At 41.4% G+C, this 24,054-nt stretch carries 22 protein-coding genes and 15 tRNA genes; 27 read left to right on the top strand and 10 right to left on the bottom strand.

Annotation, left to right across the window (positions count from 1 at the left end; translation table 11 throughout):
* Window positions 1-104 precede the first annotated feature (104 nt).
* The 16 genes from A8F95_RS13160 (at window position 105) to A8F95_RS13080 (ending at window position 3,488) form a co-directional block, all read left to right on the top strand.
* Window positions 105-179: transfer RNA gene (locus tag A8F95_RS13160), tRNA-Asn, on the top strand.
* A gap of 5 nt (window positions 180-184) precedes the next feature.
* Window positions 185-277, top strand: a tRNA-Ser gene (locus A8F95_RS13155).
* Between the two features lie 23 nt (window positions 278-300).
* Window positions 301-375: transfer RNA gene (locus tag A8F95_RS13150), tRNA-Glu, on the top strand.
* 7 nt (window positions 376-382) lie between these two features.
* Window positions 383-458, top strand: a tRNA-Val gene (locus A8F95_RS13145).
* Window positions 459-467: 9 nt separating this feature from the next.
* A tRNA-Met gene (locus A8F95_RS13140) sits at window positions 468-541 on the top strand.
* Between the two features lie 7 nt (window positions 542-548).
* A tRNA-Asp gene (locus tag A8F95_RS13135) sits at window positions 549-625 on the top strand.
* A 22-nt stretch (window positions 626-647) separates the two neighbouring features.
* Window positions 648-723, top strand: a tRNA-Phe gene (locus A8F95_RS13130).
* Window positions 724-729: 6 nt separating this feature from the next.
* A tRNA-Thr gene (locus tag A8F95_RS13125) sits at window positions 730-805 on the top strand.
* A 90-nt stretch (window positions 806-895) separates the two neighbouring features.
* Window positions 896-969, top strand: a tRNA-Trp gene (locus A8F95_RS13115).
* Between the two features lie 30 nt (window positions 970-999).
* Window positions 1,000-1,057: transfer RNA gene (locus A8F95_RS13110), tRNA-His, on the top strand.
* A 16-nt stretch (window positions 1,058-1,073) separates the two neighbouring features.
* Window positions 1,074-1,145: transfer RNA gene (locus A8F95_RS13105), tRNA-Gln, on the top strand.
* A 3-nt stretch (window positions 1,146-1,148) separates the two neighbouring features.
* A tRNA-Gly gene (locus A8F95_RS13100) sits at window positions 1,149-1,223 on the top strand.
* Window positions 1,224-1,231: 8 nt separating this feature from the next.
* Window positions 1,232-1,305 (top strand) — tRNA-Cys (locus A8F95_RS13095).
* Between the two features lie 7 nt (window positions 1,306-1,312).
* A tRNA-Leu gene (locus A8F95_RS13090) sits at window positions 1,313-1,394 on the top strand.
* A 741-nt stretch (window positions 1,395-2,135) separates the two neighbouring features.
* Window positions 2,136-2,654 (top strand): DUF6241 domain-containing protein, encoded by a 519-nt coding sequence (locus A8F95_RS13085; RefSeq protein WP_065410892.1) that lies wholly within the window; start codon window positions 2,136-2,138, stop codon window positions 2,652-2,654.
* 402 nt (window positions 2,655-3,056) lie between these two features.
* Window positions 3,057-3,488, top strand: a complete 432-nt coding sequence (locus A8F95_RS13080) for a general stress protein (protein ID WP_065410891.1) — start codon at window positions 3,057-3,059, stop codon at window positions 3,486-3,488.
* Window positions 3,489-3,810: 322 nt separating this feature from the next.
* Here A8F95_RS13080 and A8F95_RS13075 read toward each other — a convergent pair whose 3' ends face one another.
* From A8F95_RS13075 to A8F95_RS13060, 4 genes are all read right to left on the bottom strand, one after another.
* Window positions 3,811-5,703, bottom strand: coding sequence for an ABC transporter permease (locus A8F95_RS13075; RefSeq protein WP_065410890.1), 1,893 nt, complete (start codon window positions 5,701-5,703; stop codon window positions 3,811-3,813).
* A complete protein-coding gene (locus A8F95_RS13070) occupies window positions 5,678-6,442 on the bottom strand; it encodes an ABC transporter ATP-binding protein (protein ID WP_065410889.1) in 765 nt (254 codons plus the stop codon). Before A8F95_RS13070 ends, A8F95_RS13075 begins: the two co-directional genes overlap by 26 nt.
* An 83-nt stretch (window positions 6,443-6,525) precedes the next feature.
* Window positions 6,526-7,527 (bottom strand): sensor histidine kinase, encoded by a 1,002-nt coding sequence (locus A8F95_RS13065; protein WP_065410888.1) that lies wholly within the window; start codon window positions 7,525-7,527, stop codon window positions 6,526-6,528.
* Window positions 7,524-8,228 carry a response regulator transcription factor gene (locus A8F95_RS13060; protein WP_065410887.1) on the bottom strand — a complete coding sequence of 235 codons (705 nt, stop codon included), beginning with the start codon at window positions 8,226-8,228 and terminating at the stop codon, window positions 7,524-7,526. Before A8F95_RS13060 ends, A8F95_RS13065 begins: the two co-directional genes overlap by 4 nt.
* A 296-nt stretch (window positions 8,229-8,524) precedes the next feature.
* On the opposite strand from A8F95_RS13060, the gene A8F95_RS13055 reads away from it, so the two are divergent.
* The 9 genes from A8F95_RS13055 to A8F95_RS13020 all read left to right on the top strand — a co-directional run bounded on the left by A8F95_RS13055 (window position 8,525) and on the right by A8F95_RS13020 (window position 16,990).
* On the top strand, window positions 8,525-9,085 hold the full coding sequence (locus A8F95_RS13055; protein ID WP_065410886.1) for a DUF6241 domain-containing protein: 561 nt from the start codon (window positions 8,525-8,527) through the stop codon (window positions 9,083-9,085).
* Between the two features lie 114 nt (window positions 9,086-9,199).
* Window positions 9,200-9,270: transfer RNA gene (locus A8F95_RS13050), tRNA-Gly, on the top strand.
* 113 nt (window positions 9,271-9,383) lie between these two features.
* Window positions 9,384-10,514, top strand: a complete 1,131-nt coding sequence (gene queG, locus A8F95_RS13045) for a tRNA epoxyqueuosine(34) reductase QueG (protein WP_065410885.1) — start codon at window positions 9,384-9,386, stop codon at window positions 10,512-10,514.
* A 60-nt stretch (window positions 10,515-10,574) separates the two neighbouring features.
* On the top strand, window positions 10,575-11,438 hold the full coding sequence (locus A8F95_RS13040) for an amidase domain-containing protein (RefSeq protein WP_065410884.1): 864 nt from the start codon (window positions 10,575-10,577) through the stop codon (window positions 11,436-11,438).
* Window positions 11,439-11,495: 57 nt separating this feature from the next.
* Window positions 11,496-11,969: a tRNA (uridine(34)/cytosine(34)/5-carboxymethylaminomethyluridine(34)-2'-O)-methyltransferase TrmL gene (gene trmL, locus A8F95_RS13035; protein WP_049660530.1), complete on the top strand. Its 474-nt coding sequence runs from the start codon at window positions 11,496-11,498 to the stop codon at window positions 11,967-11,969.
* 368 nt (window positions 11,970-12,337) lie between these two features.
* The gene (locus A8F95_RS13030; protein ID WP_065410883.1) at window positions 12,338-14,233 is read left to right on the top strand and encodes a PrkA family serine protein kinase; all 1,896 of its coding nucleotides are present in this window, start codon (window positions 12,338-12,340) and stop codon (window positions 14,231-14,233) included.
* Window positions 14,234-14,359: 126 nt separating this feature from the next.
* Window positions 14,360-15,496: a sporulation protein YhbH gene (yhbH, locus tag A8F95_RS13025; RefSeq protein ID WP_065410882.1), complete on the top strand. Its 1,137-nt coding sequence runs from the start codon at window positions 14,360-14,362 to the stop codon at window positions 15,494-15,496.
* 111 nt (window positions 15,497-15,607) lie between these two features.
* Window positions 15,608-15,739 carry a 3-methyladenine DNA glycosylase gene (locus A8F95_RS21935; protein ID WP_095407468.1) on the top strand — a complete coding sequence of 44 codons (132 nt, stop codon included), beginning with the start codon at window positions 15,608-15,610 and terminating at the stop codon, window positions 15,737-15,739.
* 117 nt (window positions 15,740-15,856) lie between these two features.
* Window positions 15,857-16,990 (top strand): zinc-dependent alcohol dehydrogenase, encoded by a 1,134-nt coding sequence (locus tag A8F95_RS13020; protein WP_065410881.1) that lies wholly within the window; start codon window positions 15,857-15,859, stop codon window positions 16,988-16,990.
* A gap of 39 nt (window positions 16,991-17,029) precedes the next feature.
* Here the strand turns inward: A8F95_RS13020 and A8F95_RS13015 are convergent, their stop codons facing one another.
* The 3 genes from A8F95_RS13015 to A8F95_RS13005 form a co-directional block, all read right to left on the bottom strand.
* Entirely contained in the window at window positions 17,030-18,328 is a 1,299-nt protein-coding gene (locus A8F95_RS13015) for an NCS2 family permease (RefSeq protein WP_065410880.1), read from the bottom strand.
* 426 nt (window positions 18,329-18,754) lie between these two features.
* Window positions 18,755-19,753, bottom strand: a complete 999-nt coding sequence (locus tag A8F95_RS13010; RefSeq protein WP_065410879.1) for an inorganic phosphate transporter — start codon at window positions 19,751-19,753, stop codon at window positions 18,755-18,757.
* A gap of 14 nt (window positions 19,754-19,767) precedes the next feature.
* A complete protein-coding gene (locus tag A8F95_RS13005) occupies window positions 19,768-20,385 on the bottom strand; it encodes a DUF47 domain-containing protein (protein WP_065410878.1) in 618 nt (205 codons plus the stop codon).
* Between the two features lie 185 nt (window positions 20,386-20,570).
* Between A8F95_RS13005 and A8F95_RS13000 the strand changes: the two genes are divergently transcribed.
* Window positions 20,571-21,419: an aldo/keto reductase gene (locus A8F95_RS13000; protein WP_065410877.1), complete on the top strand. Its 849-nt coding sequence runs from the start codon at window positions 20,571-20,573 to the stop codon at window positions 21,417-21,419.
* 120 nt (window positions 21,420-21,539) lie between these two features.
* Here A8F95_RS13000 and A8F95_RS12995 read toward each other — a convergent pair whose 3' ends face one another.
* Window positions 21,540-22,442 carry an RluA family pseudouridine synthase gene (locus A8F95_RS12995; protein ID WP_065410876.1) on the bottom strand — a complete coding sequence of 301 codons (903 nt, stop codon included), beginning with the start codon at window positions 22,440-22,442 and terminating at the stop codon, window positions 21,540-21,542.
* 125 nt (window positions 22,443-22,567) lie between these two features.
* Between A8F95_RS12995 and A8F95_RS12990 the strand changes: the two genes are divergently transcribed.
* On the top strand, window positions 22,568-22,969 hold the full coding sequence (locus A8F95_RS12990) for a DUF5365 family protein (protein WP_065410875.1): 402 nt from the start codon (window positions 22,568-22,570) through the stop codon (window positions 22,967-22,969).
* Window positions 22,970-23,118: 149 nt separating this feature from the next.
* Here the strand turns inward: A8F95_RS12990 and A8F95_RS12985 are convergent, their stop codons facing one another.
* Both A8F95_RS12985 and A8F95_RS12980 read right to left on the bottom strand, forming a co-directional pair.
* Window positions 23,119-23,589: a thioredoxin family protein gene (locus A8F95_RS12985; protein WP_065410874.1), complete on the bottom strand. Its 471-nt coding sequence runs from the start codon at window positions 23,587-23,589 to the stop codon at window positions 23,119-23,121.
* Between the two features lies 1 nt (window position 23,590).
* Entirely contained in the window at window positions 23,591-24,007 is a 417-nt protein-coding gene (locus A8F95_RS12980; protein ID WP_065410873.1) for a disulfide formation protein C, read from the bottom strand.
* Between the last annotated feature and the right edge of the window lie 47 nt (window positions 24,008-24,054).

The following is a 24,054-nucleotide window of genomic DNA, read 5'->3' as shown; positions in this document are numbered from 1 at the left end:
GCGCCGATGGTAGTGAGGGGCTTCCCCTTGTAAGAGTAGGACGTTGCCAGGCGAGCAAAAGATGCTTATCATTTCTTCCGGCGTTTCAGCTGAACATCAATTATTCCGCAGTAGCTCAGTGGTAGAGCAATCGGCTGTTAACCGATCGGTCGCAAGTTCGAATCTTGCCTGCGGAGCCATACATGGAGAGCTGTCCGAGCTGGCCGAAGGAGCACGATTGGAAATCGTGTAGACGGTTACCGCTGTCTCAAGGGTTCGAATCCCTTGCTCTCCGCCATTTTCATACAGCTTTAAAAATATGGCCCCTTGGTCAAGCGGTTAAGACACCGCCCTTTCACGGCGGTAACACGGGTTCGAATCCCGTAGGGGTCACCATACATACGGAGGATTAGCTCAGCTGGGAGAGCACCTGCCTTACAAGCAGGGGGTCGGCGGTTCGAACCCGTCATCCTCCACCATAACATCGACGCGGGGTGGAGCAGCCCGGTAGCTCGTCGGGCTCATAACCCGAAGGTCGCAGGTTCAAATCCTGCCCCCGCAATTATAATGGTCCGGTAGTTCAGTTGGTTAGAATGCCTGCCTGTCACGCAGGAGGTCGCGGGTTCGAGTCCCGTCCGGACCGCCATTTATACATAAACATTCATGTTGGCTCAGTAGCTCAGTCGGTAGAGCAATGGACTGAAAATCCATGTGTCGGCGGTTCGATTCCGTCCTGAGCCACCACTGTTTGCCGGTGTAGCTCAATTGGTAGAGCAACTGACTTGTAATCAGTAGGTTGGGGGTTCAAGTCCTCTTGCCGGCACCACTTTTTTAACAGTATATATTCGNATGGACTGAAAATCCATGTGTCGGCGGTTCGATTCCGTCCTGAGCCACCATTTTTTTATTGTTTTATAGGGGCATAGTTTAACGGTAGAACAGAGGTCTCCAAAACCTCCAGTGTGGGTTCGATTCCTACTGCCCCTGCCAATTTAAATTTAATACTATTATGGCGGTCGTGGCGAAGTGGTTAACGCATCGGATTGTGGCTCCGACATTCGGGGGTTCGATTNCCCCATAAATTATATTACTAATGGGCTATAGCCAAGCGGTAAGGCAACGGACTTTGACTCCGTCACTCGTTGGTTCGAATCCAGCTAGCCCAGTACGCGGAAGTAGTTCAGTGGTAGAACACCACCTTGCCAAGGTGGGGGTCGCGGGTTCGAATCCCGTCTTCCGCTCCATTTATGTTGGCGGCATAGCCAAGTGGTAAGGCAGAGGTCTGCAAAACCTTTATCACCGGTTCAAATCCGGTTGCCGCCTCCAACTTTATGCCGGTGTGGCGGAATTGGCAGACGCGCACGACTCAAAATCGTGTTCCGTGAGGAGTGTCGGTTCGACCCCGACCACCGGTATTATAACAATCTAGCAAAAAAAGGCTTCAACATTGCTGTTGAAGCCTTTTTTTGCGTTCTTTTAACACGACAACAGTAATCCAAAATCGTGTGCGTAGGAAGGTTGTTGTGAAGAAAAAAATTATCAGAGAAAGAACTAAAGATTATTAAAAAGAAAACAACTGATGAAGAAGCGTTTGAAAGTTTTTTAAAGATTGTTATCTAAGAAATTTATGAAAACTTTCCAGCTTATCTTCGGACCTTTCCTTCTTGAAAACACGTTGTATAAGTGTTGGGTAAAAAGAGGAGAAATTGATCTTTCGGAAAACTTAATCAAAAATAATAATTTTCCTTTATATAAATGGTCAGAGTAAATGCCTAATTTTATATGAACATAGAAGGCTTCAGAATGCTCTATAAGGAAGTTAAAATACTTTTTAATATAAACAAAACATTCATCTAATCAGGCACGATCATTAAAGGCATGGATAACGAGGAACGGTGAAAGTTGCTTAATGAAATGTAGGACACTTATTTTAATATGAAATATGAAAAAGAAGAGTTAGACCTTGATTATTAATCGGTTTAATTATTCCTATTATGACCCTTTTATGGATACTTAATCCATACTAATATATAATAATGGGGAATTTATTCAAATGCCTTAGAGGCAATTTAGGGATTTGCTAAGTAATGAAGTAATATCTGTGTTCGTGAAGAAGAATCTATAAATTTCTAACAGAATATTTTAGGGGAGTCAACATGAATAAAAAACTTTTAGCCATCATAGTTATCACAATTTCTATGATAATACTCGTTGGTTTAGCGTCGTTATTAATAGTCCAAAAATCATCAACCAAAGAAAAAGAAACTAAAGAAGAAGTATTAAAGGAAGATCAAACAAAGGTAATTGGCGGAGTGGAGCATAAAATAGAAGTTAAGAAGAATCCAACACAAGACGAAATAGTCTCTATTATGCACAAAATGACTCACCAAAAGGTTATTGCTAGAGATAAATGGGGAGCTATTGAAATGACTCCGGAGAACATTGACAAAGTATACGAAGTTATTAAACCCAGTAAATTTAAGGATAAAGAAGATCTTCTATTAATAACTGAAAAATGGAAACAAGGAGACTTTAGTGAAGTTGATAAGGATCACAACTTTTTCTGGAAGCTTCAAAATGGAAATATCGGAAAAGCGTTTGGAGTAGTTAGCGAAGAAGAGGAAAAGCAGTTTATTGAAAATAACTTTAGAAATAATAAATCTGTAGAAAAATAGGTCTTCATTTATGAAGGCTTTTTATTTTGCTCTGAAGTTCTTTAAAAGCTTAAATGCCCGATAAAACAGTGTTTGTGAGAGAGCCATATGTGCAACGAAAGTGAGTTTGGTGAGATTATATTACCGCCGCAAATATAAACTAGATTTTTTCGCTCCTTGCTTTACACTGTAGATAGGTGTGGATATGAAGATTTCGTAAGATAAAATAATTTATAGGGATTTCTATTATGAATCAAAATAAGCTTCGGACTTACCATTTGATTATGTAATGATCATTCTTAGGACGCTAAGCTGGCAGTTCACTAAATTGACGATTGCTGATCATTTTCTAGAAATTTGCATGATTGAAATTTTCCTGAAAGGGAATTTAATGAGTAGATCATGTAAAGGAGATAATCGCTCATGGAAAAACGAATCATAGGTGTTTATGAAACTGAAAAACAGGCACAGACTGCGGTAGAGAATTTACAGAGGAAGGGCTACAGCCTTGAGCAAATCTCTATTGTGGCAAAAAATATAGAAGGATTGGAATCGAATGGTGAGCAAGTGGAACTTAAAGAAACGGAAGGAATGATGGCAGGGGCAACGGCTGGTGGAATAATTGGATTGGCTGGTTTTTTTGTAGGGATGAGTGCTTTAGCACTCCCTGGCATCGGTCCAATTATAGCGGCAGGCCCGTTATTGTTAACCCTGGGTGGAGCGGTATCTGGTGCTGTTGCCAAAGCTGGCGATTTAAACGGTGCCTTACTGGAGATAGGATTAGAGGAAGAAGAAGCTCGTCGATATGAAGAGGATGTAAAGAAAGGGAAAATCCTTGTCGTCGCCGTAGAATAATTCCAAAATAAGGGATGCTTAAGATGACTGAGCGAGTGTGTCTGCCAGCTCTCTAGTTTTTATTTTGTACATGTGGGAGCTTGCATGTATACAAACATCATTATGATTGGGAGTAATGCTCAAATTTAATAAATGCGGTAACGCTTGTCTTGAAATCTTCATACTATATATCAGACGCCAGGCAGCACCTGACGTCTGGTTGGACTGAACTTTTAAAGTCAGGACTGGCTTACGCAGCCAGTCCTTTTTTTGAGAAGTTTTAGACTGAAAATATATGAGAGCGAAAAATAGGAGCAGCTGCCAAGCTGCTCCTCGTTTAGGGTTATTGGATTGCTTCTTTAATTTGTTTGATGTAGAAGAAGCGGACGATAAGGTAGTAAATGATTTGAATGACAAGAAAGCTCGTCAGCACCATGGCGGATTCTGTTACTAGATTGTAGCTGAACATCCGCGAGAGGGAGGTCAGGGCGACAGCACCATGGATGAGTGCGACCATCATTGGCGCAAAAAACAGCAAGGCTGTTTGGCGATTGACGATCTTTTTCATTTCTGGTACGGTCAAGCCCATTTTAGCAATGGCCTGGAATTTTATTTTATCTTCAGACAGGTCCGTAAAGAGGCGGAAATAGAGAAAGCTTCCGGCTGATACGAAAAAGACAATGCCGATAAACAACCCGATAAAGAGAATAGGACCATAGCCTTTTTCAATTTCATAGATAATAAAATCAATTGAAAAAAAGGTTCGAGGTTCATAATGTTCTTGTAAAACTTCTCCCGTTTTGCGCAATTGTTCTGAAGTATTTTTGTTTGACGCATACCAGACGACTTCCTGCTCCGTTTTTACGGGTTTTGGCAGTTGATTGTATATGTGATCACTCACAATATAGTAGTTCTCAAAGTTTGGATAGGCCTCAGCCTCAACCATCTCGATTGGCTTGATTTTTTCCCCATTCATAAGCGTGATGGTCTGTTCCAGCAAATTGTCATCTTGGTTGCTTTGATCAAGATTAGCAATACTTTTCTTAGCCACGACGGCTTCTTTTTCCTTGAGATCGAGTTGCGGTTTGCCAAGCAGCTGTGCTGCTTTATTATAATCGGCAGCCTTTAAAACGAGTATGGTGTTAGACTTTCCGTTCATTGGAAGATAGATCCTCGTGATGTCCAGTCGCTCTGCCTCAATTCCATTTTGGTCAATGGTGTTTTGAGCGTATTGTACATTTTTCTCGATGTTTTTTGTATTCTCATAAGGATGGTAACTGTACGTAAATGGGTTTGCTTGGACGATGCCTTTCGTTAAATAGGAATGCGTTCCATACAAAGCGCCGATTGCGCTAAAGGCAACGGTTGAGATAATGGCGACCATAAAAAAGGCGCGCGCATTATCCTTCATCCGAAAGGACAGGTCTGAAAATAAGACCATATTCGTATTGCGCCAGAAGAGAGCTTTATTTCGTTTCAGACGGCGAATCATAAAGACATTTAACTGGCTGAATAGCAGGTAGGTGCCGATCACTACGACAACCACAACTGGTATCATCGCCATCATAACTGCCATTCCTTTTACATAAAGTGCTGTTCCATATCCACCCGCTAGTAAAAGTACGGCTAGAATAGATAACAGGACAGAAGCTTTTGGTTCATCCTTTGGTTTCTTGTCCCCTTTAATCAAGTCAACCAGCTTATGAGTGCGGAGAATAAAGGAAACAAAAAATGAGATAAACAAAAACAAAATAATAAAGGAAATAAACGTAATAAGCATGGCTAAAAATGGCCAATAAAAATAGAGATTTTCCTCAAGGATCAGGACATTTTCAGCTAAAAGCAAAATGAGCTTAGCAAAGACAAGTCCGAGCAGGATGCCGCTTATAGTGGCGAACAATCCGATCAACATGTTTTCCATAAAAACCATCAGCCGGATTTGCCGAGTGCTCATACCTTGCATCATCAGCAAACCGAATTCTTTCTTTCGAGACTGTAAGAAGGCACTCATGGAATATAGAACAAAAAAGAAAGAGAATACGTAGATGATGCCACCGGCCACAGCCAGGCCGAACATCGCATTTTTATTCATGTCGCTATCTTGGAATGACGGGTGAAAAGCAAAGATGGCAAAGGTAAAGAAAACCATAACGGTGAACAAGCTGCTCAGAAAATAAGCCGCATACAGCCGCTTGTTGCGGAGGACGTTGTTAAACGCGAACTGACGAAAAGTCATGGTCGTTCCCCCCAAGCAAGGAAAGTGTGTCGATGATTTGTTGGAAGAAGCCTTTTTGACTGTCTCCACGATAAATCTCCGAATAAAGCTTACCATCACGGATAAAGACGACGCGGTCAGCGTAGCTTGCTGCCTGTGCTTCATGTGTGACGAGGAGTGTGGTCATCTTATCGTTTTTATTTAAGGAGGATAATAGCTCCATTACATCCTTAGATGCTTTGGAATCAAGATTGCCTGTTGGTTCATCGGCAAGCAAAAGCTTCGGATGGTGAATGATAGCCCGGGCAACTGCTGCCCGTTGCGCCTGTCCTCCCGAGATTTCAAAAGTTCGTTTATTCATAATGCCTGCAATGCCTAGCTTTTCAGCTACAGCCTTTGCTTTGTCTTTCATTTCCTTGACGCTTTTGCCGTCGAGTGTAAGCGGCAGCACGATATTTTCTTCAACTGTGAGCGTATGAAGAAGATTGAAATCTTGAAACACAAAACCAAGCTCTCTGCGGCGGAACTTAGCCAGCTCATTCTTTTTCAGCCGGTGCGGGTTCTGCCCGTCAATAGTAATTTCTCCAGTGGTCGGTTCATCAATAGTGGCGACCATGTTTAATAGAGTTGTTTTTCCGCTGCCGGATGGTCCCATAATGGCAACAAACTCACCATCTTCTATACGCAAATCAATGTCAGTTAGAGCGCGGTAAGCCACTTTTCCTTCATACACTTTCCCGACTCTTTTTACTTCAAGCATGCTTATTTCTCCTCTCGCATTTGTATTGATGCTAGTGTAACGCATGGTGCCAGAGGGGGCTATCGAACTTTCTTTCACTTTTCTTACATCGGTGTAAGGTTTTGTGAAGGGCTGAAGACAATGCGAAAAATCGATCCTTCGCCGACTTTCGACTCCAGCTCCAATTTATGTCCGAGATAATGGCATACCTCGTTTACAAGATACAGCCCCATCCCAGTAGATTCACGGTATTTCCGGCCGTTCGACCCGGTAAAGAATTTGTGAAAAACCCGCCTTTGGTCTTCGAGAGGAATGCCGATTCCCTGGTCTTTTACTTCCAGTATGGCCGCACCATTGCTTTCATAAAGAGTAATGTCGATAGACGAGCTTTTGCCGGACGAATATTTTACAGCATTCTGCACGAGCTGGCCAAGAATAAAAAACAGCCATTTCTCATCTGTTTCGACCATAATGCCGGGGCGTTGCTCGTGAAAGCGGGGATAGACCCGGTTGCGGATATAAAAGCGCTTGTTTTCGGCATTGACTGCTTGTACGGTTTTCGATAGTACAACCGGCTTAATTTGAAAATCCTGTTCAATCGTTCGTAAGCGTGCATTATAAAGAACGGTATTGAGGCTATGGCGCATCCTCTCTGTCTCTTCACGAATATTCGAAGAATCTGGTTCGTCGAGATTTTGGGCGGTTAGTTCAATCACCGAAAGCGGTGTTTTCATTTGATGCACCCAGCGATCCATGAATTCTAGATGGTCTTCCTGCCTCTTTTGGGCTTGCTGTAAAGCTGTCATGTAAAGCTGATACTGCGATTTTAATAGGGCATCCAGTGCCATGGCAGGTGGAGAAGTTCCTGTTTTCTCTAGGGCCTCTTCGGGTGCAAAAATACCGATCTCAAGCCTTTTATAAAACCACCGCCGGCTTATGTAATGATAGAATAGGTAGCCTGTCAGAAAGAACAGACCGACGAAAATGGCATATAGGAAAACGGAAGTATGATGATAGCCATCGAGCCAAAAAATAAGAAAAAGAACGGAAAATTGAATGAGCTGAACGAAAATGAGCAGCAAATGTTCACGAAAAAATAATTTCATTTCCCTGCCGGTCTCCACGTTATATTCAGCCGGTAGCCGGCACCACGTACCGTTTCGATTGCCTGTTCAATTCCGATCTCCTGCAGCTTTTTACGCACACGAGTAACATTAACATTCAATGTATTTTCATCTACACAAATATGTTCATCCCATAATTTCTCCAACAAGTCCTCTCTCCCTGCTATACGAGGATAACGATCGATTAAACTTTCAAGAATATCTGATTCTTTTTTCGTTAGTCGTGTCTCCTGTCCGGAAAAATGCAGTTCAAACCGCTCTGGATAAAGCTTCAGTCCTTCTAACTCAAGCACCTGTTCCTGATGTTTAGAGGAATAGGCGCCGTAAGCCCGACGGAGCTGGCTGCGAATCTTAGCTATGACAACATCGGCATGAAACGGTTTTGTAATAAAGTCATCTCCGCCGTTTTCTAAAGCCATTACTTGATCCATTTCTCCTACCCGTGCTGAGATAAAAATAATGGGACAAATAGAAACGAGCCGAATTTGCCGGCACCAATAATAGCCATCGAACTTAGGCAAATTAATATCTAATAAGACGAGGTCAGGCTTCTCTTTATGGAATTGCTCCATTGTATTGTCAAAGTTCTCTATCACGACACCTTGCAGTCCGTATTTTTCAATAAATAGTTTTAAATGTCCAGCAATCTTTGGATCATCCTCGATAATCATAATTTTCTCCATCTCGTTCCTCCTTCAGCCGCCGGTTGCTTTTTCCGGTTGCTTCCAAAATTGATTATAGCATGAAGTTATTCCTGACAATGAAAGCTCCGTCATTTCAGAATGAATACCCAATGCCGAATGAAACAAGATTTCCAGTTTTTAACAACAGGAGTTTCCCTAGTGGAAAAGTTTTGTTCCCGTTATAGAACAAGTATGGTAATCTAGAAATATAAATATTTTCCAGTTAGTCAAGGATAATAAATATATTGCAACCGAGAGCCATCCGAGTTGGGAGAAAGCTTTTAGAATAAACGATCATGATGACGCTAGGTGATGAAATGGATATTAAAAAACTTGCTATTATTTTACTTTCAGTTGTAATTATTTTCGCTGTTTTTGGGGGAATTGCGTTAACGATAATGAGTACAGACGGCCCGGCAGAGGAGGAAGCTCAAAACAAACCGATCCAAACGAAAGAGGCAGCGAAAGCGAACGATGAATTTCTCCAAAGACAAATAAAAGTGAATGGAGAATCAAATACAGAGCTGCCTGAGCTTATTGAGGGAAATGAACCACAGGTTACTGAGATGATGCATCAGATGACTCACCAAAAGGTTGTGGCGGATGAAAAGTGGGGAGCCATTGAAATGACTCCAGATAATATTGCGGCACTAAAGAAACATGTGATGGAAAACGATTTTAAGTCAGAGGCGTTCTTTTTGGAAATATTAGATAGGTGGGAGTCAGGGAGTTTCGACAAAGTGAATAAGGATCACAATGCTCTTTGGAGAGCTCAGGAAGGAACGATTGGCATTGCGTATGATTTAATGACAGAACAGCAGGAAAAGCGATTTATTGAAAAAAACTTTAGGAAATAATGGGGGACGAGCAGCTGTTCCTTTCATTTTATTCGAAAAAAACAAAAATCCTCTTGAATTCGACAATTTTTTTGTATATAATAGAATACATGTTACAAATTATACACTTTGCTTGCGGGTGTAGTTTAATGGTAAAACCTCAGCCTTCCAAGCTGATGTCGTGGGTTCGATTCCCATCACCCGCTCTTTCATATTGTTATTAACGCAATGTTTTATTCCTCGCTGGATAAGATGTTGCGTTTTTTAATTTATATGAATGATGGAGTGAATGGCACTTTCTCTGAAAGGAGGAGTAGAAATGAATTATCGCTTATTAAAGCAAGAAATTATTGAGTATAGCCGAGAAATTGGTATAGATAAAATTGGTTTCGCCTCAGCAGCCCCTTTTACTGAGCTGAAAGACCGTCTTCTGCGCCAGCAGGAACTAGGATATCAATCAGGCTTTGAAGAAAAAGATATCAACAAGCGGGTAGACCCTTCTTTAATTTTTGACGAGCCAAGATCAATCATTGCGATTGCACTAGCTTATCCTTCTAAAATGAAAGAGACGGTGAAAGGAAGGAAAGGGGAAAGAAGAGGGATTTTTTGTCGTGCTTCATGGGGGGAGGATTATCATACAATCCTTCGCGACCGTTTAGGGAAATTAGAAGCATTTATTGCTGCTAAAGTGCCGGATGCCCGCTTTCGTTCGATGGTGGACACGGGAGAGCTATCAGATAGAGCAGTAGCTGAACGTGCTGGAATTGGCTGGAGCGGTAAAAATAGCTCTATTATTACACCGGAGTTTGGTTCCTACGTTTATTTAGGAGAGATGATTACGAACTTGCCATTTGAGCCAGATCACCCAATTGAAAACCGCTGCGGCACGTGTACGAAGTGCTTGGATGCATGTCCAACAGGGGCCTTAGTTCAAGGGGGACAGCTGAATTCCAAACGCTGTATCGCTTTTTTGACGCAAACAAAGGACTTTATGCCAGTAGAGTTTCGTGAAAAACTGGGGAATCGTCTATATGGGTGTGATACGTGCCAAACGGTTTGTCCAGAAAATAAAGGAATGAATTTTCATTTACATGAAGAAATGGAGCCAGAGCCGGAGACAGTAAAACCGCTGCTTGAACCGTTGTTACAGATGGGCAACAAGGAATTTAAGCAAAGGTTCGGCTATATGTCAGGTTCTTGGAGAGGAAAAAAGCCGATTCAGCGTAACGCTATTATCGCTCTTGCCCATTTTAAAGAAGAAGAAGCACTTCCTTCTTTGATTGATGTGTTGCACAACGATGTTCGTCCCGTCTTGAGAGGAACTGCAGCCTGGGCGATTGCTAAAATCGGTGGAGAAAAAGCTCGCCAAGCGCTCGTTTTAGCGATTTCAGAAGAAAAGGACATGGAAGTAAAAGAAGAGATCGAGAGAGGAATCTCTTCAATGAAGTAACATGAATGGAGACCAGCCTGAATAGATATAGAAAAACGAACCGTTCAGGAGGACCTGTTCATGTATGAAGAGCTTCGACAGGAGATAGAGCGGCGTTTGCAGTCGCTCGTAGATGACAAAGCAGGGAATGAAGAGGAGAAATGGCTAAGAAAGAAAGAACTGTTAGATTCAAGAAATAGTAAAGTTATTAAAGCAAAAGCTTTTGGCCGGGTGCTTTCTCAAGAAGGAGAATGGACGCGTTATCTCGTTCATTTTAAATATTTAATTAAGCAGGACAGCTTTATCTATTTAGAGGAAGAGGTAGAAGAGCGGGCTGCCCGCATAGAAAACGAACAATTAGTGGAAGATAGGGAGACGAAGCGCCAGCCGATTTTTTTAGCAGCGGAAACGGAAGTGGCTGAGTTACCTGAGATGTTCGAGGAAAGACGAGCTTTTCATTATGACCGGCTGCAGGCGGTTCAATATGCCGAGCGTTGGTGGAATAGCTATAACCCTGCTTACCGGCAGTTTGCTGTTGATTGTACTAATTTTATTTCCCAATGCCTGCATGCAGGTGGAGCGCCCATGGCAGGCTATCCGGACAGGAGCCGTGGCTGGTGGACCAGGAGTAATAACTGGAGCTATAGCTGGACGGTGGCCCATGCGTTTCGCTGGTTCTTATCTTCATCGAAGACAGGCCTTCGCACTCAAGAAGTAGGAGAGCCGGAACTGCTGCAGCCCGGTGATGTTATCTGCTACGACTTTCAAGGAGATGGCCGGTTCGATCATTCAACGATTGTGACAGCGAAAGACCGGTATGGCATGCCGCTCGTTAATGCCCACACAACGAACAGCCGTATGCGTTACTGGAGTTATGAAGACTCTACCGCCTATACGGATGACATCAAGTATAAGTTCTTTCAAATTAAAGATCATTCTTCTTAAGTTTTTTTACTAGTGATATAATGAATAGGTTACAGCTTAAATATGAGGTGAATAATTTTGTCTATTAACGTAGTACTTTACCAGCCTGAAATTCCAGCTAATACCGGAAATATTGCTAGAACATGTGCGGCTACTGATACCGTTCTCCATTTAATCCGTCCGCTTGGCTTCTCAACGGACGATAAAATGCTGCGTCGGGCAGGCTTAGATTATTGGCAGTTCGTCACAGTGGTTTATTACGATTCTCTTGAGGAGTTTTTTGAGAAGAACGCCGGTGGAGAATATTATTACTTAACCAAATTTGGTGAGAACAACTACGCCAATTATGACTATAGCAGCCGTGAGAAGGATCATTTTTTTATCTTCGGAAGAGAAACGACGGGACTGCCAAAGGATCTGATTCATGCAAATAAAGACCGTTGTCTCCGCATTCCTATGAACGACAATGTAAGATCCTTAAATTTATCCAATACTGCTGCTATTTTGGTTTATGAGGCATTACGTCAGCAGAATTTCTTAGAGTTGAAATAATAAAAAGCACTGCAGTCAGACTGCAGTGCTTTTTGCTGTGTAAGAAAATAATGATTTCTTGGCATAGCCTTCGCTTTTCTTATATGATTATGCGCCTGGTTTGTCTTCGTATCCAGCAGTGAAAATTGCGGCAAGGAAGGCAATGATCACACCTAAAATGAGTAAGAAATTCATTTTATGTACTCCTTTCTTAAGAAGTCTTTTCCTGCACACTATTTTTATTATAGCTGAAAGTATTCATAATGAAAACGCCAACTTATTGCAAATTAAGGACAATCCATGATTCCGCTTTTCATTAGCATGTTCAGAGCTGTACGGGCATAGGATTTATTAATCGTTCTCTAATTACGCAAAAGCGGGAGGTCTATATGGATATCTTAAAAAAAATCGAACAATACCGTGAAGAGGAAGAAAAATTAAAGTGGGAAGGCACTTTTGCGGAATACTTGGATATCGTTAAACAAAAGCCTTGGGTGGCGCAGTCGGCTCATTCCAGAATTTATCATATGATTAAAGACAAAGGGATTGAAAAGGAAAACGGCAATAACAAATATAGCTTCTTTAGTACGGAGCTATACGGGCTGGAAGAGGCGCTGGAAAGACTGGTAGAAGAGTATTTCCACCCGGCAGCCAAACGGTTAGACGTTCGCAAGCGGATTTTACTGTTAATGGGACCGGTCAGCGGCGGAAAGTCGACACTTGTTGCGATATTGAAAAAAGGAATGGAGGCTTATTCCCGTACTGAGAGAGGGGCTGTTTACGCAATTAAAGGCTGCCCAATGCATGAAGATCCCCTCCATTTAATCCCCGACCATTTAAGAAGAGATTTCTATGAGGAATATGGTGTTCGAATTGAAGGAAATTTATCGCCGTTAAATATGATGAGACTTCAAGAAGAGTACAATGGTCGAATTGAGGATGTCATGGTCGAAAGAATCTTTTTCTCGGAGGACAAACGAGTCGGGATCGGAACATTTAGCCCATCTGATCCAAAATCCCAGGACATCGCTGACTTGACTGGAAGCATCGACTTTTCCACTATTGCGGAATACGGTTCTGAATCCGATCCGCGCGCTTACCGATTTGATGGCGAATTGAATAAAGCAAACCGTGGATTAATGGAGTTCCAGGAGATGTTAAAGTGCGATGAAAAATTCTTATGGCATTTACTGTCCCTTACTCAGGAAGGGAATTTCAAAGCGGGAAGATTTGCCCTTATTTCAGCGGATGAGCTGATCGTCGCTCACACGAATGAAACCGAGTACCGTTCGTTTATTTCCAATAAGAAAAACGAGGCTCTCCATTCGCGAATCATTGTCATGCCAATCCCATACAACTTAAAGCTTTCGGAAGAAGAAAAAATTTACGAAAAAATGATTCGTGAAAGTGATGTAGCGGATGTCCATATCGCGCCGCATACGCTAAAAGTGGCAGCGATGTTTACGATTTTAACGCGATTGAAAGAACCGAAGCGTGGAGATATTGACCTTGTTAAAAAGATGAGATTGTATGACGGAGAAAATGTAGAAGGATATAATTCAGCTGATGTTGATCAGTTGAAAAAGGAGTACCAGGATGAAGGAATGAGCGGAATTGACCCGCGTTATGTTATTAATCGCATTTCCTCAACGATCATCCGCAAAGAAGTTGCTTCAATTAATGCGCTTGATGTTCTTCGCTCGCTGAAAGAGGGGCTTGATCAGCATGCATCCATTTCAAATGAACAGAGAGAAAAATACTTGAACTTTATTTCTGTAGCAAGAAAAGAATACGACAATATTGCCAAGAAAGAAGTGCAAAAAGCATTCGTCTATTCGTATGAAGAATCAGCTAAAACATTAATGGACAATTATTTAGATAATGTAGAAGCGTATTGCAACAAAATAAAAATGCACGATCCGCTTACAGGAGAAGAGATTAATCCAGATGAGAAGCTCATGCGCTCCATTGAGGAACAAATCGGCATTTCTGAAAATGCTAAAAAAGCGTTTAGAGAAGAAATATTAATTAGAATTTCAGCTTACGCCAGAAAAGGCAAACGGTTTGATTATCATTCCCATGACCGGCTTCGTGAAGCCATTCAGAAAAAGCTATTTGCTGATCTAAAAGATATCGTAAAAATTACGACGTCTACGAAAACGCCGGATGAACAGCAGTTAAAGAAGATTAATGAAGTAGTCGCTCGCTTAATTGATGATCATGGCTATAATTCTGTCTCAGCTAATGAACTGTTGCGTTATGTCGGCAGCTTGCTGAACAGATAGAAGAAGAGGCAGCCGTTTTTGGCCGCCCTCTTTTTTCCTTTTCGACTATGTGCTTCTATATCTACTCTGTACAACTTTGCGCCTACGTGCATACGATAATTCTAAGGAAAGGAGAGATGATAGGAGATGAGTGAGCATCACGTGTCCCGTGAAAATTGGTCTCTTCACCGCAAAGGGTATGATGATCAAGAGCGGCATAAAGAAAAAGTGCAAGATGCCATTAAGAAGAACTTGCCGGATTTAGTAACAGAAGAAAGCATTATTATGTCAAATGGCGATGAAGTCATCAAAATTCCAATCCGCTCGATTGAAGAATATAAAATCAGATACAATTATGACAAAAACAAACATGTCGGACAGGGAGACGGCGACAGCCAAGTTGGAGATGTGATCGCCCGCGACGGCAGTCCTGCTGACGGTCCTGGTAAAGGCAGCGGTCCTGGCGATCAGGCGGGGGAAGATTATTACGAAGCGGAAGTTTCCTTCATGGATTTGGAAAAAGCATTTTTCAGTGAGCTGGCGCTGCCAAATTTAAAACAAAAAGAACAGGCGCCATTCACGGTAGAGGATGTAGAGTATAACGATATCCGCAAAACAGGATTAATGGGCAATGTCGATAAAAAGAAAACATTGTTATCCGCTTATAAACGCAATGCTTTATCGGGAGAAGCAAAATTCCACCCAATTTTACCGGAAGATTTAAAATTCAGGACATGGACAGAAGTTGAAAAGCCGGAATCAAAAGCGGTGATCCTTGCTATGATGGATACAAGTGGTTCAATGGGAGTTTGGGAAAAGTATATGGCGAGAAGCTTCTTTTTCTGGATGGTCCGCTTCTTGCGAACAAAGTATGAAACAGTGGATATTGAATTTATTGCCCATCATACAGAGGCGAAGGTCGTGAGTGAGGAGCACTTCTTCTCTAAAGGAGAAAGCGGAGGAACCATTTGTTCATCTGCTTACCGGATGGCGTTAGACCTTATTGAGGAAAAATATAGCCCTGACCGCTATAATATTTATCCATTTCACTTTTCAGATGGGGATAATTTATCATCCGATAACCTGCGCTGTGTCAAGCTTGTTGATGAGCTAATGAAGAAATCAAATATGTTTGGCTACGGGGAAGTGAACCAATACAATCGAAACAGTACATTAATGAACTCTTATAAAAACATTAAAGATAAGAGATTCAGGCATTATATTCTTAGACAAAAAGCAGATGTTTTTTATGCGATGAAAAGTTTTTTTGGAAAAGAAGAATAATAAAAAAGTACCTTATTGAGACAGAGAAGCGTTCAATAAGGTACTTTTTTGTTTAGTTTCTCCTGAACAGGAAATAAATAAAAATAGGAACCAATGAAGGAGAGAGTAAAAATGAACAAAGAGACGAACCAGCAGCAAGAAAATGAAAACCTTTCAATTGAACAAAAGGAAAAGAAAGCACGCGGAGAAGATATTGAACCGCAGCGTCAGGTGGACAAGCCGACGACACAATCTGATTCATAAATGAGAAATAGACACACATTAGAAACCTCTAAATGTGTGTCTATTTCTTTTAGGAGCCTTTTAAAAGAAGAAAATTGTGGGTATAGGACGAAAGAGTTTAATAAAAGGAGGATGCTTATGAAAGCTGTTACTTATCAGGGAGCGAAAGATGTACAAGTAAAAGAAGTGGACGATCCCGTTTTGCAAAAGAGGGATGACGTGATCGTACGTATTACGTCAACAGCGATTTGTGGATCAGATTTGCATCTTTACCAAGGAAATATGCCACTGCGTCCGGGTTACATTATTGGCCACGAGCCGATGGGGATTGTAGAGGAGGTTGGCCCAGATGTAACGAAAGTAAAAAAAGGCGATCGAGTCGTCCTGCCATTTAACGTTTCTTGTGGGCATTGTTTTTATTGCCAGCATGATATGGAGAGCCAATGTGACAATTCCAACCCGCATAAGGATACAGGAGGATATTTTGGCTATACAGAGCAATACGGCAACCATCCCGGAGGACAAGCGGAGTACTTGCGTGTGCCTTTCGGAAACTTTATGCCGTTTGTTGTTCCGGAATCATGTGAATTAGAAGACGAAGCGCTATTATTCATGTCGGACGTTCTGCCAACGGCTTATTGGAGCGTCGAACATTCAGGCATGAAACCTGGCGACACAGTAGTCGTTCTCGGAAGCGGTCCGATTGGGCTAATGACCCAAAAGTTTGCCTGGATGAAAGGAGCCAAGCGGGTGATTGCAGTGGACTACTTGCCTTATCGCCTGAAGCTCGCTCAAAAACTAAACAATGTGGAGGCTTATAATTTTTCGGAATACCCGGAAATGGGCCATCATATTAAAGAATTAACAAATGGCGGGGCAGATATCGTCATTGACTGTGTTGGCATGGACGGAAAAAAATCAGCGATTGAAAAGATCGAACAGAAGCTTAAGCTTCAAGGCGGTACGTTGAGTGCCATCAACATTGCGAAGGATGCGGTGCGAAAATTCGGGACTGTCCAGCTGACTGGTGTATACGGACTCATGTACAACATGTTCCCGCTAGGCAACTTCTTCGAAAGAAACATAACGATCAAAACAGGACAAGCTCCAGTCATTCATTATATGCCTGAATTATTTGAGAAAATTACGGCAAGCGAAATCAATCCAACTGAAATTATTACTCACATTATGCCTTTAGACCAAGCAGCACAGGCATATAAGATTTTTAACGATCATGAAGATGAGTGCGTAAAGGTAGTGTTGAAACCATAAAAAAGAAGAAGCCAAGTTTGGCTTCTTCTTTTTTATGGTTTAGTGAGGCAAAAAGGCAAGCTGATAAAAGAACAGGACTGCAAATACATAAACGAGCGGATGGACTTCACGGAATTTTCCGCGAACCACTTTTAACAGTGGGTAAGAAATAAATCCAAGCGCAATACCTGTTGCAATACTAGATGTTAAAGGCATGCTAAGAATAATTAAAAATGCTGGAAATGCTTCATCAAGCTCGTTCCAAGTAATTTTGGCTACGCTCTCCATCATCAGACAGCCGACAATAATAAGTGCTGGAGCTGTAATAGCCGGCAATCCGGATACAGCACCGACGAGTGGACCGAAGAAAGCAGCTACTGCGAACAATGCAGCGACTACGACAGTCGTAAGGCCTGTACGTCCACCAGCGGCCACACCAGTCGAAGATTCAATGTAAGCACTTGTTGGGCTTGTACCAAAGATAGAACCAGCAGTGGCGGCGATAGAGTCAGCAAGCAAAGCTTGACGCGCACGAGGCATTGTCTTGCCTTTCATCAGACCGGCTTGCTGGGCTACAGCGATCATCGTACCCGTCGTATCAAAAATCGTTACTAATAAGAAAGAGAACACAACAGCGTATAAATTATGCTGGATGACGTCTCCAATCGCAGCGAATGGGTTAGAGATGATAAGTCCTTCTGGAAGAGAAGGAGCAGAAACAATCTTAGTAATCTCCAGCTGACCCGTCAAGTAAGCGATGATGCTTGTAATCAGCATTCCAATAAACAAAGCACCGTTTACTCTCAGCACCATTAACGTAATTGTAATGGCTAGTCCACCTAGGGCTAATAAGGCTCCAGGGCTATGAAGATCGCCCAGCGCTACCAAGTTTGTCGGGTGATCTGCAATAATTCCAGTCTGGCGCAAGCCGATAAAAGCGATAAATAGTCCGATTCCCGCTGTGATCCCGTGTTTAAGATTATCTGGAATCGCAATAATTAATTTTTCTCGGAAAGGGGTTAAGGACAAAGCAATAAAAATAAGACCGGCAACAAATACAGCAGAAAAAGCTGTCGCATACGTAATCCCGCCGTGAGAACCGACAACGGAATAAGCGAAGTAAGCATTCATTCCCATGCCCGGCGCAATCGCAATTGGATAATTGGCCATCAATGCCATCCACAGTGTACCAATGATGGTAGCGATGATGGTTGCGGTAAATACTTGATCAAACGGCACACCAGCATCTTGGAGAATAATTGGATTTACCACGACAACGTATACCATTGTTAGGAACGTAGTAAGACCAGCGATTATCTCTTTTTTTGTATTTGTTCCATTTTCCTGTAATTTGAACATTGGAAACCTCCAAAATACGAACATTAAAAATCACACTTAATATAATATTCGTTTTGATCAGTGGATGCAATAGAAAAATAAAAAATGTCGAATAGTGTTAATAAAATTTCTTTTCCATTATTTAAGGTGGATTGAATGATTTGTTAGCCATCTTATCTTTTCAGTATCTTAATAGGGAAATCACGTTATACAGATTTTTGTTCATCTGGTGGATTAGAAGAGCTGATTGCTGTAGACTGTGAGAGAATGCATGATACGATATTCAACAAGAAAAAATTTGCAAAGGAGAAATAACATGACTGGAAGCAAACAAGAGAAGATATTGATCATTTTAATGTTTGTTATTGCCTTTGTTCTGTTTTTAAATATAGTAAGGAAATATGTGTTTTAAAAAAGCTGTTCCGCGAGAGAGTGCGGAACAGCTTTTTATAGAAATAAGTCAAGAATAAAATAGGCCAGAGCGGCAATCGCAGCTGATATTGGCAAAGTGATGACCCATGTGATAAGCATGCGTTGAGCCGTTCCCCATTTAACGCCGCGAATCCGGTGAGAAGCACCAACCCCTAAAATTGAAGAGGAGATGACGTGTGTCGTGCTGACTGGCAAATGAATAAAAGTAGCCCCAAAGATAATGGCAGCGGATGTTAAGTCAGCTGCTACCCCATTAACAGGACGAATTTTCATGATTTTGCCGCCAACTGTTTTAATAATCTTCCAACCGCCTACAGAAGTTCCAATCCCCATTGCGGCAGCACAGGAAAACTGTACCCATAATTGAATATCGGTTGTGGATTGATAATTGTTAGCGATAAGAGCCATTGTAATAATCCCCATTGCTTTTTGGGCATCGTTCGTACCATGTGTATACGACTGAAGAGCAGCCGTGAATACTTGAAAGTGACGGAAACGACGATTCGTTTTCGGCAAATTGTTGTCCCTAAATACCACTTTAAATATGCTGTAGATGATATAGCCGCCAACAAAAGCAATAATTGGTGAAAGAATCAACGCTTGAATAATCTTAAAGAAACCACTGTAATTTAAGATCCCAACACCAGCAGCAGCAATGGCTGCACCGGCAATAGAGCCGATTAGGGCATGGGATGAACTGCTTGGAATTCCGTAATACCATGTAATCAAATTCCAGAGAATTGCTGAGATCAAAGCAGCTAAAATAACAGTTGAGCCATTTTCAAGCATGAATGGATCAACGATATCCTTTGTAATGGTTTTGGCTACCCCGGTAAATGTCATCGCTCCTAAAAAGTTCATCGAAGCGGCCAGTATAATCGCATGCCGCGGCTTAAGAGCTTTAGTGGAGACAGAAGTAGCGATCGCATTTGCCGTATCATGGAAGCCGTTAATAAAATCAAACGATAAAGCGCAAATAACAATTAATACGGTAATAATAAGTAGAGAATCCATAAATAGGGCGCTCCTTAAGCGTTTTTCATAATAATCGTTTCCAGAGTATTAGCTACATCCTGACAAAAATCGGCAATCTGTTCTAAGCTTTCATAGATTTCTTTTAGCTTAATCAATTGAATTGGGTCTTTTTCTGTGACAAATAAATGTTTAATGGACTGGCGGCGTATCCCATCGCACGCTGTTTCATAATCTTTGATTTTAATGACATGCTCGCGAATTGGCAGCAGCTTTTTCGTTTCGAGTAAATCAACAGCACGTTCAATTTCAACAGAACAGCCGCGGATGGCTTCAACGAATTTCAGCATATAGTCATCGACGTTGATGATGGAATACATTTCAAACATCGCCGCTGTTTCTTCAAGACCGTCAAGGACATCATCCATACTCATGGCCAACGCTAAAATGTCTTCCCGTTCGATTGGCGTAATAAAGGATTGATTTAATTCTTTAATCACTTCATGAATTAATTCATCCCCTTTTGTTTCGAACGTTTTCATTTCGTTGTAAAAAACTTTTAAGTCGCTGGCATTCTTTAGCTTGTAGTCAGCAAAGTAATCGGCACTTTCCTTCAAATTGACTGCAATTGAATTAAGCAAGATAGTGAATTTATCCTTTTTGTGTTTAAACAATTTGAAAAGCCTCCTAGTTATAAAAAATGGCTAACAGTACTATTTTACTTGAATAAAGTCGAAGAAAAAAGAGTTTGTCGAAAAAAGACGGAAAAATTATTTGTTTACACCTCCTCAAAGTCAAATAGTCGCGTCCCTTTTTATTTGACGGTACAATAAAAGGAAATGTGAAAGGAGGAATAAACATGAAAGTTGCTGCAAATCTACAGGATACGTTGACGCTGAATAATGGACTAGCGATCCCTCAAGTAGGTCTTGGTGTTTACAAAATGACAGATGAGATCGAAGCAAATTTTGCCATTCAATCCGCTCTTCGCATGGGATACCGTCTCATCGACACAGCTGCTATCTATGAAAATGAACAGATCGTCGGTGATGCCGTGAGAGCAAGCGATGTTAGCTGGGATGAGATTTTCCTCACAACGAAAGTGTGGAACAGCGACCAGGGATATGATCAAACGATGAAAGCATTTGAAACCTCGTTAAATAAGCTACAAACAAATTATATAGACTTATATTTAATTCACTGGCCCGGAAAAGATAAAAATAAATATCGGGAAACATGGCGGGCACTTGAGAAGTTATACAGCGAGGGGGCAGCTAAAGCAATTGGTGTCTGCAACTTCCAGATTCACCATCTAGAAGAACTGCTCGCTGTTTGCAATGAAGTACCTGCCATTAATCAAATTGAAAATCATCCATATTTAACGCAAGAGAAATTGCGAGCATACTGCCAGGAGAAAAACATCGTTGTCGAAGCATGGTCTCCCATTGCCCGGAACAAATTAGCTAGCGAACCAACGCTGAACCATCTAGCGAAAAAATATAACAAGTCAGTGACACAAGTTATTTTGCGCTGGCATTTACAAAATGGAACAGTAGTCATTCCAAAGTCTGTACATCCAGAAAGAATTAAAGAAAACAGTGAACTCTTTGACTTTGAACTTTCCCTTGAAGACATGAAAAACATCCATGCCCTAAACAAAGAAGAAAGATTCGGTCCTGACCCTGACCAATTTGAGAATGGGTTTTGATTCTAAAAGCGACAGGCGCTCGCCCAGCGCGATAGGCAACAAATGCTCTTCATCTAAAGAAGCGAAGAAACCGCTTCTTTAGATGAAAGTCCATGTGAATGGATCCCAAGTCAAAACCTTTTAATTAAAAAGAGGGCTGATATCATTTGGGATCGGTGCTCGGCAAGTAATGCTCTCTCCTGTGAAAGGATGCGGTATTTCAATTTCAGCCGCATGAAGAGCCTGTCTTTTTACAAGCGGCTTTCCTCCATACAAAAGGTCTCCTGCAAGAGGGTGGCCCATGGCAGAAAAGTGGACCCGGATCTGATGAGTTCGTCCAGTGGCCAGCTGACATTTTACGGTGGAAAGGTTGCGGCCGCTATCTTTTTGCATGACCTCATAGTAAGTAAGAGCTGTTTGGCCTGACGGAGAAACACGCCTTCTCGTAGGGTGGTGCCGATCCCTTCCAATTGGGTTATTGATCGTCCCTTTTCCTTTGTGAAGGATACCATGAACGGCCGCAATGTAAGTTCTTTTAATGAGGCGTTCTTCTAATAGACGGGAGAGCACCGTGTAGGCCGCTTCATGCTTTGCGAATAGCACAACGCCGCTCGTATGTTCATCAAGACGATGAATATGCCGAAGGAAACTATGCTCGCCGGATAGCTGTACATGGTAGGCAACAGCATTGAGCAGCGAACGGGTTTCTGTCTCGTCATTAGGATGTGTTTTGATTCCCGCTGGCTTATTCACCACAATTAAATGATCGTCCTCATATAAAATGTCTACTTCCAAAAAGGAAGGGGCAGGGATTTGTCCAGAAGAGTGGAATAACGGCAGCTGCAGCAGGTCCCCTTTTTGAAGAGGTGCCCGCCAATCCGCTATTTGCCCATTCAGCCGGATCGTTTTATCCATTCTCCATTGATGGATCATTTTTTTAGAAAGCTTCCACTTGTCTTTTAAAACAGAAGTAACCGTTTCTCCGGCCCATTCTGAAGGAATACTCAGCTCATAGATCTTACCTTTTCGATTCGTCTTATACAAAATGTTTCCCACCTTTTATGTATCTTACCCTATTTCACAAAATTACCAACGTTATTAAATAGGTTATATGTTATTCTTGAGTTATCTATCATGTCATTAATAGACGCAGCAGGGAAGGTGTTTTTTTGAGAGTAATAATTGCCTCCACTACCGAACAGGAAGAAATAATTAACGAGTTAGTTCGGCAGTTAAAAGAAGAGATTCTTCCGCTTTTTTTTGAGAAAGAAGAATTGCAGGCTATGTACAAATTAGGCATACTTCAACTGACGGATGATCATTTTCAGCTCTTCGGTACTCTCCAGGATGCTTTTCAAGTGATCTCCAGCCTCCAGACGATTATCTCCATTCTTGAAACAGGCGAGCCAGCTAGCCTGCCTTTACATTATAAGGAAATATTTGAAAAAAACACGGCACTTTTACAAAAGTTCGACATTCGTCTGCCTTTTTTTTTAAATCATTTTCACAATAAAAAAAGCATGGTCCTCGACTTATCCTGCGCTACACCCGCTAACATCTATTTGATTTGAGCCTTCTCTGTGATCAGAAGGCTTTTTTATTTTATAATTAAATTATTGAAGCAATGTTTTCTTTTTTATGATCTCTACTAAAGAGGAATATGGTTTTTTCAAGAGCCTTTTTATAAAGAATCCCCTGCCACTGAACGGCAGGGGAGCTGTTATTTCTCTTTATGGGTTTCAATAAATTGGTCGAACGTTTCTTTCGGCTGGCTGCCAACGAGACGTTCTTGTTCTACTCCGTTTTTAAAGTAAACGAGAGTAGGGGTTGATTGAATTTGATAGTCATCCCACCCATCTTCGAACTCAAGAAGGTTGAACTGATGGATCTCAGCATTTTTCTCCTTAGCAAGCGGCATAAGCACTGGAGTTGTATTTTGACAGTGTGGGCACGTCGGGCTGTAAAAATAAACGAAAAGATCTTCTCCATCTTCCAATTTCTTTTTTAAGTCGTCTGGTAAAATGAGATTGCTATAATTCGGATCATCTAGTTGCTTAATCGTTTCTGGATGCAATTCTTTTTTTCCGTAAGGATTATCTTTAGACGCTTCGTTTTGCTGATATTTTGTTAAAAAAACAATGGCTGCAAACAAAATTAAAATAATAGCCGCAAAAATAATAATTTTTTTCAAGTTAAGCAACTTCCTTTCTCTTAATAACGAGTAAGCTAGTTATGAAAATAATGATGAAGGCTGTAAGTGCCAAAAAAGGAATCGTTATAAAGCCGAACCAGTTAATATACATCCCTGTGCATGGAACTCTGCCGCAAGCTGGGGCTGTATTAGTAAAGAAATCAATCTTTTGGATCGCATAGTGATAAAGAGAAATACATCCTCCAACAGCTGAAAGAGTCAAGGAATAACGGGCAGCCGTTTCATCTTTCTTAATAATAGCAAGACCGAGAATCAAGACAAGCGGATACATTAAAATCCGTTGATACCAGCAAAGCTCACAAGGTTCATATTTCATTACTTCTGAAAAATATAAACTGCCAAGCATGGCAATAAAAGAAGCTCCCCAGGCAACGAAAAGCAGATTTTCTTTTTTCATACCTTCTCCTTTGTTATACAAATTTCTCTAGATGATTATAGTATTAA

Origin of the sequence: Pseudobacillus wudalianchiensis (assembly GCF_001685015.1) — a bacterium.
In the GTDB taxonomy this organism is placed as follows: Bacteria; Bacillota; Bacilli; order Bacillales; family Domibacillaceae; genus Pseudobacillus; species Pseudobacillus wudalianchiensis.
Note: the sequence above shows the minus strand (reverse complement) of the source record. Positions and strands in the feature narration are given on the sequence as shown.

Excerpts from the sequence above, each read along its gene's own strand:
- A8F95_RS13020 (WP_065410881.1), top strand. The coding sequence starts at position 15,857 with ATGAAAGCTGTTACTTATCAGGGAGCGAAAGATGTACAAGTAAAAGAA.
- A8F95_RS13030 (WP_065410883.1), top strand. The coding sequence starts at position 12,338 with ATGGATATCTTAAAAAAAATCGAACAATACCGTGAAGAGGAAGAAAAA.
- A8F95_RS13055 (WP_065410886.1), top strand. The coding sequence starts at position 8,525 with ATGATGACGCTAGGTGATGAAATGGATATTAAAAAACTTGCTATTATT.
- A8F95_RS12980 (WP_065410873.1), bottom strand. The coding sequence starts at position 24,007 with ATGAAAAAAGAAAATCTGCTTTTCGTTGCCTGGGGAGCTTCTTTTATT.
- queG (WP_065410885.1), top strand. The coding sequence starts at position 9,384 with ATGAATTATCGCTTATTAAAGCAAGAAATTATTGAGTATAGCCGAGAA.
- A8F95_RS21935 (WP_095407468.1), top strand. The coding sequence starts at position 15,608 with ATGAACAAAGAGACGAACCAGCAGCAAGAAAATGAAAACCTTTCAATT.
- A8F95_RS13070 (WP_065410889.1), bottom strand. The coding sequence starts at position 6,442 with ATGCTTGAAGTAAAAAGAGTCGGGAAAGTGTATGAAGGAAAAGTGGCT.
- A8F95_RS13010 (WP_065410879.1), bottom strand. The coding sequence starts at position 19,753 with ATGGATTCTCTACTTATTATTACCGTATTAATTGTTATTTGCGCTTTA.
- A8F95_RS13040 (WP_065410884.1), top strand. The coding sequence starts at position 10,575 with ATGTATGAAGAGCTTCGACAGGAGATAGAGCGGCGTTTGCAGTCGCTC.
- A8F95_RS13015 (WP_065410880.1), bottom strand. The coding sequence starts at position 18,328 with ATGTTCAAATTACAGGAAAATGGAACAAATACAAAAAAAGAGATAATC.
- A8F95_RS13065 (WP_065410888.1), bottom strand. The coding sequence starts at position 7,527 with ATGAAATTATTTTTTCGTGAACATTTGCTGCTCATTTTCGTTCAGCTC.
- yhbH (WP_065410882.1), top strand. The coding sequence starts at position 14,360 with ATGAGTGAGCATCACGTGTCCCGTGAAAATTGGTCTCTTCACCGCAAA.
- A8F95_RS13060 (WP_065410887.1), bottom strand. The coding sequence starts at position 8,228 with ATGGAGAAAATTATGATTATCGAGGATGATCCAAAGATTGCTGGACAT.
- A8F95_RS13000 (WP_065410877.1), top strand. The coding sequence starts at position 20,571 with ATGAAAGTTGCTGCAAATCTACAGGATACGTTGACGCTGAATAATGGA.
- A8F95_RS13080 (WP_065410891.1), top strand. The coding sequence starts at position 3,057 with ATGGAAAAACGAATCATAGGTGTTTATGAAACTGAAAAACAGGCACAG.
- A8F95_RS13075 (WP_065410890.1), bottom strand. The coding sequence starts at position 5,703 with ATGACTTTTCGTCAGTTCGCGTTTAACAACGTCCTCCGCAACAAGCGG.
- A8F95_RS13085 (WP_065410892.1), top strand. The coding sequence starts at position 2,136 with ATGAATAAAAAACTTTTAGCCATCATAGTTATCACAATTTCTATGATA.